The sequence below is a fragment of the Lysinibacillus sp. AR18-8 genome, from assembly GCF_001705465.1.
GTDB classification, from domain to species: Bacteria; Bacillota; Bacilli; order Bacillales_A; family Planococcaceae; genus Lysinibacillus; species Lysinibacillus capsici.
In genome coordinates this window covers 131,319-143,458 of record NZ_MDGU01000004.1, presented here as the reverse complement: position 1 = coordinate 143,458, position 12,140 = coordinate 131,319, and the positions used below count along the sequence as shown (strand labels likewise).

Here is a 12,140-nt window from a genome sequence, read left to right as displayed (position 1 = left end):
ATAAGAAAGAAAATGATTTGTAGATATAAAGGACGGATTTTTTATGGCACAAGAAGCGGCAAATAAGTTTATAGAAAACGTATGTAATCATTTAGTTCGCAATATGAATATTACAAAAGTGGAAGAGCATTTTAAAGAAACAATTACTATGCAGCGACAATCAGCCGCAACATCTATGGACTTTTGGGACATGTTGATGATTAATATGCTTTATTTTACTGAGAATGAACAGGCTTGGGAGCAGGAATTTCTAAATATGCTTCAAGCTAAGGAGTGGCTAAAGCCATCAGCTCTTGAAGAGGAATTATTAATGCATCAGATGCGAATTCGTCAACAAGTGGCAGAGCAATTGGATGCTGCAAAGAATTTATTCCATAAGCAATATGAGACAGAAGGCATGACAGAGGAAGCGATTATTTATGACTATGCATATAGCTCTGCTGGGCATTCCATGCGTATGGATTTATTAACCGTGCTTGTATCCACGCCAGAGCAATCAAAAATACTCTTTGATGCAGATCCACAAGAAACGATACGAATTGTCAATGGCTATATTGCCTACCATACAGATGGATTAATTAATAAAACAAAATTACACTAATTTGTTACAAAGCTTCACGCGAAAGGAATTTAATTAAATGAATACACCATTTACTTTTAACCATACACAACCAACAAATATGGACCCTACGAAGAAATACCCTGCTATTTTTTTGCTTCATGGCATGGGCAGCCATGAAGATGATTTACCCCAATTAGTGCAGGATTTTCAAGAGCAATGTCATATATTTAGCTTACGAGGGCCAATTACGCAACATCCCGGCTATGCTTTTTTTACCATTCAAGAGGTGGGGCAACCGGATCGTGCAATCTTCGATAAAGTGTTGATTGCATTGCAACGATTTATATTAGAGGCTATCGAAGAATATCAAATCGATCCTCATAAAGTATTTGTTTTAGGCTTTAGCCAAGGTGCGGTTTTAGCACAATCACTTGCCTTTGTGATGGGGAATTTAGTGACGGGTATTGTTGCATTAAGTGGCTATACGCCAAAGTTTGTGACGGAGGAATACGCTATTCGTTCTGTAGAACATTTACATGCTTTTATTTCGCACGGTGATTATGATTATGTAATACCTTCTCAATGGGGAATGGAAAGCAAGGAGATCTTTGAACAATTTGGTGCCACGGTGACATTTAAACAATACCCAGATGGACATGGTGTAACACCTGATAATCTACGTGATCTAGTAGCATTTTTAGCGCAGCAACTACAGGAAGAAATTCAATAAAAGGAAAACCGAGGCAAAAATTTGTCTCGGTTTTTTTGGCTATCGTAATATGACCTATTCTCAAATTATTTTTCTCCAATAGTGTTTGGAAGAATCGAGGCAAGAAGGTTCAAATTCACGTCAGTCGGTGGTATCATAGTAGATGTTGTGAATGAACGTGCTTTGTTAGATGAAAAACATGTACTTTATGTGAAAAGAGAGACAGAACAGAACTAAAAGGGGTAAAATAATAATTTGATGTGCTAGATGCAAATTTTGTCGCTTTCTATCGATGAAAGCGTGTAGAAATTATGGAGAAAAGGAATTAAGCTGAATGGAACAAAATCTGAAAACGGAGCATAAACCACTATCCTCCGAAAAAACAAGAGGGAAGTCATCACGTTCTTCTATTTTAGCGCAAACCGTCAAGACAGGGATTATCAAATCCAATTTAATACCTATGTGGGCTGGTTTAACGCTAGGCATGTACAAAAATAAAATGACATTTGTAGACAATATACCAGAAATTATTTTTTCAACAATCGGTTCCGCCCTTGTCATTGGAGCTGCGGGGGCCTTTAATAATGTCTATGATCGTGATATTGATGCAATTATGCCTCGTACACAAAGCAGACCAACTGTAACAGGTGAAATGTCAGCAAAATCTACTTTATCATTAGCTGTTGTAATGTTAATTATTGGCGTAGCTGTGCTGGCACTTGCTTCACCTTTAGCAGCGGCATTTGGATTATTAGGTGTATTCCTATATGTAGTCCCTTATACAATGTGGACAAAGCGTCGTACGATATATAATACAGAAATCGGTAGTATTGGTGGTGCGGTGCCACCATTAATAGGTTGGTCTGCTGTATCTACAGATATTACACACCCAGCGATACTTGGTTTATTTTTTGTTATGGTCATTTGGCAAATGCCTCACTTTTATGCTATTGCCATTCGCAAACGTGTAGACTATGAAGCAGCCAGTGTACCCATGCTACCAGTTATCAAAGGGATGCGTCGAACGTATTATCAAACCAATTTCTATTTAATACTATTGATTCTATCAAGCTTTTTATTTGGCTCGCTAAGTGTAGGCATCATGCTTGTGGCATTGATCTTAAGTGTTGCTTGGCTAGTGATGAGTATTTACGGTTATCATAGTAATACAGATCAAGTGAAATGGGCTACCAAAATGTTTGTTTTTTCCCTATTCCATATGACTATACTATTCACAACTGTTATTGTGTACTCGCTAGTAGGAGTTATTTTTAAGTTATATTAATTTTTCAAAAATTGCCCTGAAAAAAATAAAGTTGTGCGAAAACAATTACGAAAATAAAAACCAACAAGTTTACTCGTCACTTGTTGGTTTTTTATTGTCGACAGAAATGATTTGGCGGCTAGGCCACTCGAATGCATGTAACTGTCCGCCAAACACAGCTCCACCATCAATGCCAATAATATTATTTTCTCCGAAATAAACACGATAATCAGTTGGATCATGATGCAGGTTATACGTAGGGGTATGGCCAAAGATTACTGTTTTTTCCCCTTGATAGCCTGCGTGGAATTCCTCACGAATCCAAAGTAAGCGCATGGGGTCAGTTTCGGCTATTGCAGCACCTGGCACAACGCCACCGTGGACGAAAATAGCATCTTCTAACTCAATATATATTTCAAATGTCTCGATTAACTGTAAATGTTCTTCAAGCTTAGGGAGCGTTTTAATAAAGCTAGGCAGAGTATTACTTTGGATGGCTTCCTCAAAGTCTGCCAACTGATAGCCATAGCTTGCTAATGTTGCCTCACCACCACAAAGCCCTACCCAATGGTTCCATGGCTTAGCAAGACCTGAACGGCATGCATTGAGCATGATCGCCTCATGATTGCCTAGTAAAACTCGTGCACCTTTTGTCTGTAATTCACTCACTAAATTTAACACACCACTAGAAGAGGGCCCTCTATCAATATAATCACCAAGAAGAAAAAGCTGGTCGTTCATTGGGTCATAGTTTGCTTTTAATAATAATTCTTCCAGTAGCCCTAATTCTCCATGTATGTCACTAATTGCTAGTATACGGTTCATTTACGAGCATCCTTTCTAATAGTACAGCTTTACCCTTAAGTATAGAGAATTATTCTACAAGTTTCGACTTTTCTAGCTTCTCCTAGCTTTTTTCATAGAATTTTTAAAGAAACAATTCTCTTACTACTATGTTTATCATATGAAGGATGTTTTTATAGCTTTATTCATTTGTCTAGAGAAGATGGGTGATGAGAGGAGGGAAATGCTTGAAACGTAACAGCAGAAGCAAATTGCAATGCTCCTACTGTTTGACTTAAAAATTATATCTGTAGTTTTTCCCATGCTTGCTTAGCTATTTGTTCATCAAATGTTGAAATGAGGCGAAAATTATTGCTGTCTAAAATGCGATAATGCTGACTGATGACGTTTTGCTGTAGTCGAAAACCACCATACTCCTGAATGTTTTTCCACCATATGTATCCACCCATTGTTTTCTCTTTTGGCTGCAATGTTCCATTATTTGCGATTAAATCTACAACCTCTAATGGATCACCACCAAGCTCATGCTGTAAAATCGTACTGTCTCTACACAATGTGCAAACTGTAACAGTAGTTGTCCAACCAGCTAGTATACGGCCCTTTTCAATTTGGACAAGTGTTTTTTTTGATAATCCTAGTAAATCACTCATTTGATCCTGTGTGAAAGCTTTTTCTGTACGGATTAATTTCAGTTTTTCTGAAACGAGTGTGATTAATTGTTCACGATTCATCCTAACACCCCTTATTTTCAGATTGTTAAGTTCCATTATACATGAAAGTAAAGAAGCGTGTTTTTCTTTCACCTTGGGAAGTGGCAGAGGTCGCGTAAAATTAAAACAGACTGCCCCTAATGGACAGTCTGTTGGATGTTAGATTTCATATTTTTTCGTATCCGAGATCACCCTGAAGTGGATGCCTTTAATCTGTGCGCTGACTTTATGGCGGAGTGTATCAATATCCACAAGCTCCTCTTTATTTTTGACACACACAGCAATCTCTTGTAAAAGCTTTGTAAAAGATTCTTTAAATAGAGAGCGCATATTATCGAAATCTAAACTACGAAAACTCCCATCAATATCGAAAGCTTCAACTGAATTTAATTGCTTGGAAGCTCCTGCAAACCGATCATCGTAGACTGTGTAATTTTCATCTGTTACCACGATAATAAATAGAACTTCTCCCGTGATTGTTTTTAACTCAATATTTGTTTTGTGTTTTTTTACATCAGTAATAATGTGAATACCATCTGAATGATATAGCTTAAATAATGTCATGTGTATGGCCCCCTGCAACTAAAATCATTTTCTCTATTCATTATATAGTGAAATGGCTAATAATGGAATAAGGAATACTGTTTCCTACTGTTACGATTGAACCTCTGTTTTAAGAGGTAGACTTTTTCGAAGAGGACGAACCTCTATATAATGAATTTGATGACCTTGTTGCTCATAGATGCTAAAAATATAGGAGCCTAGCTCAATATTTTTTGATGCTTTAATGCCGTTATTCACAGTTAAGAACCAACCACCTAATGTTTCCACTTCTTCAGCATCCAGGGTAATGTTTAATAGATTTTCTACATCTTCCACAAGCATTTTTGCATTTAATAAATAGTGATGATCTGTAATTTTTCGAATATCCGCAATTTCATCATCATCAAACTCATCTCGAATTTCACCAACAATTTCTTCTAAAATATCTTCAACCGTTACAAGACCAGATGTACCACCATATTCATCCATTAGGATAGCCATATGGATTCGTTCCTTTTGCATACGTACAAGTAATTCTTGAATGGGCATTGTTTCAATTACGCGAATGACAGGATTTATGAAATCTTCTAGAACTAAGGAGTCGTCTGTAAGTTGTTCAAGTAGACCCTGCGTTAATAGTTCTTTCGCATTGATGAAACCTAATATGTTATCTCGGTCCCCATCATAGATCGGGTAACGCGTATATTTTTCAGAAGCGATGTAATGAATAATGTTTGTAAAAGATTCATTTTGTTCAATTCCAATAATTTCTGTTCGGGGAACCATGATTTCACGAGCAATACGTTCATCAAATTCAAAGACGTTATTGACATATTTGAGCTCAGATTTATTGATTTCACCACTCTTAAAGCTTTCAGACAGTAATAATCGCAATTCTTCCTCTGTATGAGATAGCTCATGTTCGCTAGCAGGTTTCATTCCGAATAAGCCAACTAACACGCGTGCAGAACCGTTCAAGAACCAAATAAATGGATACATGATCTTATAGAAAAACATAATGGGTTTTGCGAAAAGAAGTGTAATGGATTCAGCTTTTTGAATGGCAGCTGTTTTTGGGGCTAATTCGCCGACCACTACATGTAAAAATGTAGCAATGGCAAAGGCTGTTCCAATTGTAAAGATCGTCATATATTTATCAGAAATACCGATTATTTCAAATAGCGGGTGAAGCATAAATTCAAAAGTTTTTTCACCAACCATCCCGATACCAAGAGCGGTTACAGTAATCCCTAATTGACACGCCGATAAGTATTCATCTAAGTGTTGAACAACATGTTTAGCAGCAACTGCTTTTTTATTGCCTTCTGCAACCAGCTGATCGAGTCTTGAGGAACGTACTTTTACAATGGCAAATTCTGTTGCCACGAAAAAGCCTGTTAAAGCTAATAGAATGGTAAAAATCGATAGGTTTATTATGGTCTCCAAATAGTCGTTCTGTAAAAACAGAACGTCACCTCCTAATTATGAATGAGTAATAATAAAGATTGCATTAATGCAATACTTTCGGGTGAAACATTTTTCTTAATCGTTTCAATTTTTTTATCATCTTGCTTGTTCATTTGTGCGAGCAGAGATGTAACATCATGCTCTAAATCTTGCATTTTTAAACGAAGCACCTGTACATCGATTTCTTCATAGGGTGTGATGTTTAACTCATGTTGGATTTGTACAAGTGAAAGCCCCTGTTGTTTGCGCTGTTCAATAAATTGAAGCCGTTTAATCATGGCTTGGTCATAGTAGCGATAATTTGCTGCAGAACGTTCTGCATCTAGCAAACCAATATTTGTATAGTAATCAATTGTTCGTTTAGTAATGCCTGTTTTTTCTGCAAGCTCGCCAATCTTTAATTTTTCTGTCCCAATGCAAACACCTCCGAACCATCACGTGATACTTTGATTATAACGTGATGGTTTTAGTTTATTCAAATGATAGCCTTTGATATTTCGAAATTATAAGATTTTTTACAAAAAAAGAACGTTTCTACCATGATTAAATGGTAGAGACGTTCCTAGGTTTAAGGAAGTAAATAAATATCGTATAGGTGATGGAGTGCTTCCTCACCATTTTTTTGTAAGAGAATTTCATCATTATATGTAAGTGTTATGCTCGTTTGTTGGCTATCAATTTTGTCGTCAATTATTTGACAGGTAACAGTCACAAAGCCTGATTCAGTAAGCTTTTCTTTCATATCGTCACTCCACGCCTGATCAGAAAATAGTGGAGGCTGCCAAGTACCTCTCACATGTAGCTCATTTTTTTCAAGGTCATAATCCCAGCGTATGTCACGTAAAATAGTTTTAAATAGGTCATTAACCGTAAACGATGTATCTTTATAGTTAATGTCTAGAGCACGTATTGCATGGACATCTCGGCTAACTGCACTAGCTGCGGAATTAGCAGCTGAATTGATGCCTGAGGCAGCATCTTTAATTTCTGAAAATCGACCACCACATCCAGAAAGTAGTGCGCAGATGCATGTGATACAAGCAACTTTTGTCATCCATTTCACAAGTAGTCCCTCCAGTCTAGTAAGTTGTTATAACTATCTTAACGAAAAGAAAAATATGAAGAAAGGGCATGAAGGCGGTAGTTTGTGACGGTTTTGCAACGATGCGACCTCCACTTGATTGTTCGGCATTTGAGAATTATATAAGTCTGAATATTTAGTAAAAAAACAAAAGAATGGGAGCGGTTTGTGATGAAAATTAATGATGAAATGCTTGATCGATTAGGAACATATTTTGTTTATCATGCTGTTTATGATACTTATGGAATTACGTTTGAAAACTTTGTGGAGCGTTGGCTACGAGGCATACTTGACATATAATGAGCTGTACTTTAAAAAACTCCTGGAAACAGGAGTTTTTATCTATAAAAAATACATATTTACTCTTAAATGAGATACTTTACTCATGTCTAATGATGCTATAATTAGCTTAATTGGTTACGTATCTATTACTTTCTATCTAAAGGGGATGATGCATATGAATTTATTGGGGAAAATTCTCACAACTGTCATTTGAACAGTAGGTATTCGTAATTCTAACAGCTGTGAATATTTATCAAACAAAAAATTTAACGATAGAAACAGCTCAAAAAATGGCACAAGCAGAAACATCTAATATCGCGTACCAGATTCAAAATTTAATAAACAAGCACTTGATGTCTTCTTACAACATATCGTTATTACTGTGGCGCAAATTGAGGAAGTGACAACTGCCTCTCTTTTAATTTAAAAGGAAATGGTAGAGGTAGTGCGGGCAGTGGAAAAATATGACGGCTGTCAGCCAGCAATCCTCAGCAGAAACAAGGGAGCTATTAGCAACGATGGAGCAGCAAAATCCCGCGGTTCAAAAAATATGGCAGAAAGCTTATCAGGTATGACGAACTCCTTACAACAAACACTAGCAAAATTCCATTTTTAGTAGAGAACTAAGACTGCATGTCATCTTCTGTACAACGGGATGACATACGGCTATTTGTAAGTTAATTACCACCAAAAATATTTTTCTGAATATTTAGTTATTTATTGACGCATAAATGCTATTATTTATTTAGTTGCTATAGGCAGGAGCTGGTACATATGAAATTACTACATAAAATATTACTGACAACGTTATCTACAATGATGATTGTGTTCATCATTATTTTAAGTGTCAATATTGTAAAAACTAATTCATTAGCAGTGGAGGATGCACGACAGCTTGCTCAATCGCGGGCGTCCGAAAGTGCAAATAAAATGCAAATGGAACTTGATTATGCGATGGATACAGCAAGGACAGTAGCCTCTAATCTCCAAGCAATGGTAGCCAATCATAAGGGAGATCGTGATTTAGCAAACGAGATGCTCAAACAATTACTCGAACACAATGACACCTTTCTAGGGGTTTGGACGATTTGGGAGCCAAATGCCTTTGATGGACAAGATGCTCATTTTGCCAATTTGAAAGGGCATGATGCATCAGGTCGTTTCCTTCCATATTGGGCACGCAGCAACAACGATGTGACGCTTGCTCCTCTAGAAGACTATGAAACTAGTGATTATTATGTATTACCTAAAACGTTGAAACAAGAGGTTATTTTAGAGCCGTTAACTTACCCAGTTGACGGTCAGGATGTATTGATGACTTCCACAGCTATACCTATTCAAATAGATGGAAAAGTCGTTGGTCTTGTTGGCATTGATATAAGCTTAGAGACATTGGTTGCCATTAATAATGAAATTGTACTCTATGATACAGGGTATAGTGCCATTGTGTCTCATAAGGGGACATTTGTTTCCCACCCATCTCCTGATTATGTCAATATACCAGTGACTGAAATGGAAAAATATAAAAATACGGATAAAATTCTGTCTGCTGTTGAACAGGGCAAACCCTATCTAGTAGAGGATTATTCATCCTATTTACAGGAAGCTTCTTTTATTGCTGTCTCACCTATCCAAATTGGTCAAACGTCGACACCGTGGGCATTGCAGGTAATTATTCCATCTGATGAGGTAATGGCAGCCGCAAGTGAGGCAATGTGGTTATCAATACTACTAGCTATTATTGGTATTATTGTATTAGTTGGTGCCATTACTTGGATAGCTCAACGGATCGTCAAACCAGTAGTTCAGACAGTGGAACAGGTCAAAACCATTGCTGGTGGAAATTTAGCAGTGGAGCCGTTACAGGTTCGTTCGAAGGATGAAATTGGCGAGCTTGCACATGCAATGAATCATATGACAGACAATATGCGTGAGCTGTTACAAGCGGCTACACATATTTCCAATCAGGTGAATGTATACAGCGGAGAATTACGTGCTTCTACCAATGATATGAGCATCAGTATCGAACAGGTGCTAACAACAACAAGTGAGTTGGCGACAGGTGCTACCGTACAAGCCGAACAGGCCTCTACTACTTTAGGCGTTACACAAGAGGTTGAGCATAAATTGCAAGCAATTCAAATGGCAATTGAAGAAATGCTTCAGGAATCTCAGCTTACAACAGCGTCTTCTAAACAAGGTTTAATTCATGCAGAGCAGTCTATTCAAGGGATGGAAGTGATGTCTGAAAAAGTGTCACTGACAGCTATGGTCGTCCAACAGCTCAGCGACCAATCAACAGAAATTAATCGTATTTTACAAGTCATTAATGCTATTGCAGGTCAAACAAATTTATTAGCATTAAATGCGGCGATAGAAGCTGCTCGTGCAGGTGAGCACGGCAAGGGCTTTTCGATTGTGGCAGAGGAAGTACGAAAGCTTGCAGAAGAATCAGCCAAATCAACAAGCCAAATCGCCTCCATTATTGATATGGTTGTTAGGGAAGCAGCAAAGGCTAGTGATGCTATGCAAAGTGTTGTCTTAGCTGTGGAAAACAATACGCAATATATTGATGCCAATAAGCAGGCACTTGATGCGATTTTACGCCATATTGTCGATACAGTAGCGCAAATCGATAATGTGACAGCTGCCTCCAGTGTCATTCAAAGGGAGACGCAGGAGGTTGTACGTGCAGTGGAAAATATGACAGCTGTTAGCCAGCAATCCTCAGCAGGAACAGAGGAGTTATTGGCAACGATGGAACAGCAGAATTTAGCGGTTCATGACATCAATAGCAAAGCCCAACAATTAACAGCTATGACGGACTCTTTACAGGCAGCACTAGCTAAATTTCAATATTAAATTAAAAGAGCTGTAGGCAAGGTGAAATTTTCATCCAACCTTGCCTACAGCTCTTAATACTTATTTGAAAAATTGTGTAATAAATTGATTCGCTTCCTGCCAGTTATAAACCCTTACAACATTATTAGGAACGGCAAGACGATTATAAGGTGTATCAAATAACACAACAGGTATTTTTAATTCCTCTGCCAGCATCACCGCATTATCATGCTTATCCTCAAAGAAAGCTTCTACACGATGTTTTTTTGCAGCAGCTAGTTTATCATGGCTGCCGAGAAGCTCGATATGGTCGTAAGGTATAGCTTGCGATTTAAACCAATTGACAGTGATGTCTGCTACATTTTCACCACGTGCAGAAATATAATACAGCTCAAAATTATTTTTCCAAGCGCTTAGAATATTTTTTGCATCTTTTGCCACCTCAGAGACTTCGTACATATAAGGTTCATTTTCCTTAAACCAAGTATTAAAGGCACTTCGGTCAATAGGGTGTGGGAAGGCAGATAAAAAATCATATTCACAAACATCATCTAGCGTAATATTTACATTGTACTGTTTATTAATATGTGGAATGAGTGTACTTGGACATGTCACAGTCCCATCAATATCAATACCAAAGCGGGGCTTTTTCATGCTAGCACCTCCTTAGGCATTCGCTTTTTGAGCTTCTTCCGCTGCACGTTTTTCTTCCATTTCTGCTGCTAATTTATCAATTTCTTTCTTCAGTTCTTCCACCATTGTTTCTTCTGGCACTTTACGGACTGTTTTCCCCTTCATGAATAACAAGCCTTCACCACGGGCACCAGCAATACCGATATCTGCCTCACGCGCTTCTCCAGGACCGTTTACCGCACAGCCTAGAACAGCCACTTTTAACGGTACATTTAATTTTGAAATATATTCTTCTACTTCATTTGCAATAGAAATTAAATCAATTTCAATGCGTCCACATGTTGGGCAAGAAATCAAAGTTGCCATATTAGAAGCGAGGCCAAAGGATTTTAATAGTTCCCGTGCTACTTTAACCTCTTCTACAGGGTCAGCGGAAAGGGAGATACGTAATGTGTTTCCTATACCTTTTGATAGGATGGCTCCAAGACCTGCTGCTGATTTTACAGTACCAGCAAATAATGTTCCTGATTCTGTAATCCCTAAATGTAGCGGATAATTAAAGGCTTTAGACGCCTTTTCATAGGCTTCAATGGCAAGATTAACGTCAGATGCTTTCATTGATACGATAATATCGTGGAAGTCCAAGTCTTCCAAAATTTTAATATGGTGTAGAGCAGATTCTACCATACCATCAGCTGTAGGATAGCCATATTTTTCTAAAATATGACGCTCTAATGAACCGGCATTTACACCAATACGAATTGGTATACCTTTTGCTTTGGCTGCATTAACAACAGCTTCCACTTTTTCTTTACGACCAATATTACCTGGATTAATACGTACTTTATCAATACCATTTTCAATGGCTTTTAATGCTAATCTATAATCAAAATGAATATCAGCTACTAATGGAATATGAATACGTTTTTTGATTTCGGCAATCGCGTCAGCTGCACGTTCATCTGGTACAGCAACACGAACAACTTGACAGCCTGCTTCCTCAAGACGAAGAATTTCTGCAACTGTTGCTTCTACATCATGTGTTTTGGTTGTACACATACTTTGAATGAATAATTCATTACTACCACCAATTGTTAAGTTACCGACACGCACAGGACGTGTATTTGAACGGTGACAAATTTCACTCATTAACTTTCTCTCCTTTTCGGGCCACTATTTTCAGCCGTCACTGTCATTTATTTTAGCAGTGTAAGAAAATAAGGACAAGGAAGAAACGCTAACTT

General features: G+C 37.7%; 13 protein-coding genes. 5 read left to right on the top strand and 8 right to left on the bottom strand.

What is annotated here, in order from left to right; translation table 11 throughout:
* Positions 1-43: 43 nt before the first annotated feature.
* The 3 genes from BFM98_RS02175 (at position 44) to cyoE (ending at position 2,556) form a co-directional block, all read left to right on the top strand.
* Positions 44-601, top strand: coding sequence for a hypothetical protein (locus tag BFM98_RS02175; RefSeq protein ID WP_066036433.1), 558 nt, complete (start codon positions 44-46; stop codon positions 599-601).
* A gap of 37 nt (positions 602-638) precedes the next feature.
* A complete protein-coding gene (locus BFM98_RS02170) occupies positions 639-1,292 on the top strand; it encodes an alpha/beta hydrolase (protein ID WP_066036432.1) in 654 nt (217 codons plus the stop codon).
* Between the two features lie 313 nt (positions 1,293-1,605).
* Positions 1,606-2,556, top strand: a complete 951-nt coding sequence (gene cyoE, locus BFM98_RS02165; protein WP_066036431.1) for a heme o synthase — start codon at positions 1,606-1,608, stop codon at positions 2,554-2,556.
* Between the two features lie 69 nt (positions 2,557-2,625).
* Here cyoE and BFM98_RS02160 read toward each other — a convergent pair whose 3' ends face one another.
* The 6 genes from BFM98_RS02160 to BFM98_RS02135 form a co-directional block, all read right to left on the bottom strand.
* Positions 2,626-3,360 (bottom strand): metallophosphoesterase, encoded by a 735-nt coding sequence (locus BFM98_RS02160; RefSeq protein ID WP_066036430.1) that lies wholly within the window; start codon positions 3,358-3,360, stop codon positions 2,626-2,628.
* A gap of 260 nt (positions 3,361-3,620) precedes the next feature.
* The gene (locus BFM98_RS02155) at positions 3,621-4,070 is read right to left on the bottom strand and encodes a helix-turn-helix transcriptional regulator (RefSeq protein WP_009370152.1); all 450 of its coding nucleotides are present in this window, start codon (positions 4,068-4,070) and stop codon (positions 3,621-3,623) included.
* Between the two features lie 138 nt (positions 4,071-4,208).
* Complete coding sequence (locus tag BFM98_RS02150) at positions 4,209-4,613, bottom strand: hypothetical protein (RefSeq protein ID WP_004227282.1); 405 nt, start codon at positions 4,611-4,613, stop codon at positions 4,209-4,211.
* Between the two features lie 90 nt (positions 4,614-4,703).
* Entirely contained in the window at positions 4,704-6,038 is a 1,335-nt protein-coding gene (locus tag BFM98_RS02145; protein WP_048392236.1) for a hemolysin family protein, read from the bottom strand.
* A 32-nt stretch (positions 6,039-6,070) separates the two neighbouring features.
* On the bottom strand, positions 6,071-6,412 hold the full coding sequence (locus BFM98_RS02140; protein WP_233732834.1) for a MerR family transcriptional regulator: 342 nt from the start codon (positions 6,410-6,412) through the stop codon (positions 6,071-6,073).
* A 215-nt stretch (positions 6,413-6,627) separates the two neighbouring features.
* Positions 6,628-7,113 carry a hypothetical protein gene (locus BFM98_RS02135; protein WP_244205700.1) on the bottom strand — a complete coding sequence of 162 codons (486 nt, stop codon included), beginning with the start codon at positions 7,111-7,113 and terminating at the stop codon, positions 6,628-6,630.
* A 195-nt stretch (positions 7,114-7,308) separates the two neighbouring features.
* On the opposite strand from BFM98_RS02135, the gene BFM98_RS24375 reads away from it, so the two are divergent.
* Entirely contained in the window at positions 7,309-7,440 is a 132-nt protein-coding gene (locus BFM98_RS24375; RefSeq protein WP_256389904.1) for a hypothetical protein, read from the top strand.
* 756 nt (positions 7,441-8,196) lie between these two features.
* The gene (locus BFM98_RS02125) at positions 8,197-10,284 is read left to right on the top strand and encodes a methyl-accepting chemotaxis protein (RefSeq protein WP_066036427.1); all 2,088 of its coding nucleotides are present in this window, start codon (positions 8,197-8,199) and stop codon (positions 10,282-10,284) included.
* A gap of 60 nt (positions 10,285-10,344) precedes the next feature.
* On the opposite strand, the gene BFM98_RS02120 is transcribed toward BFM98_RS02125, so the two are convergent.
* Complete coding sequence (locus BFM98_RS02120; RefSeq protein WP_048392241.1) at positions 10,345-10,917, bottom strand: 5' nucleotidase, NT5C type; 573 nt, start codon at positions 10,915-10,917, stop codon at positions 10,345-10,347.
* 12 nt (positions 10,918-10,929) lie between these two features.
* Positions 10,930-12,045, bottom strand: a complete 1,116-nt coding sequence (ispG, locus tag BFM98_RS02115) for a flavodoxin-dependent (E)-4-hydroxy-3-methylbut-2-enyl-diphosphate synthase (RefSeq protein WP_004230987.1) — start codon at positions 12,043-12,045, stop codon at positions 10,930-10,932.
* Positions 12,046-12,140: the final 95 nt, after the last annotated feature.

What these genes read in the sequence shown, in the direction of transcription:
- ispG (WP_004230987.1), bottom strand. Translation starts at nt 12,045, where the DNA reads ATGAGTGAAATTTGTCACCGTTCAAATACACGTCCTGTGCGTGTCGGT.
- BFM98_RS02175 (WP_066036433.1), top strand. Translation starts at nt 44, where the DNA reads ATGGCACAAGAAGCGGCAAATAAGTTTATAGAAAACGTATGTAATCAT.
- BFM98_RS02170 (WP_066036432.1), top strand. Translation starts at nt 639, where the DNA reads ATGAATACACCATTTACTTTTAACCATACACAACCAACAAATATGGAC.
- BFM98_RS02125 (WP_066036427.1), top strand. Translation starts at nt 8,197, where the DNA reads ATGAAATTACTACATAAAATATTACTGACAACGTTATCTACAATGATG.
- BFM98_RS02150 (WP_004227282.1), bottom strand. Translation starts at nt 4,613, where the DNA reads ATGACATTATTTAAGCTATATCATTCAGATGGTATTCACATTATTACT.
- BFM98_RS02135 (WP_244205700.1), bottom strand. Translation starts at nt 7,113, where the DNA reads ATGACAAAAGTTGCTTGTATCACATGCATCTGCGCACTACTTTCTGGA.
- BFM98_RS02155 (WP_009370152.1), bottom strand. Translation starts at nt 4,070, where the DNA reads ATGAATCGTGAACAATTAATCACACTCGTTTCAGAAAAACTGAAATTA.
- BFM98_RS02160 (WP_066036430.1), bottom strand. Translation starts at nt 3,360, where the DNA reads ATGAACCGTATACTAGCAATTAGTGACATACATGGAGAATTAGGGCTA.
- BFM98_RS02120 (WP_048392241.1), bottom strand. Translation starts at nt 10,917, where the DNA reads ATGAAAAAGCCCCGCTTTGGTATTGATATTGATGGGACTGTGACATGT.
- cyoE (WP_066036431.1), top strand. Translation starts at nt 1,606, where the DNA reads ATGGAACAAAATCTGAAAACGGAGCATAAACCACTATCCTCCGAAAAA.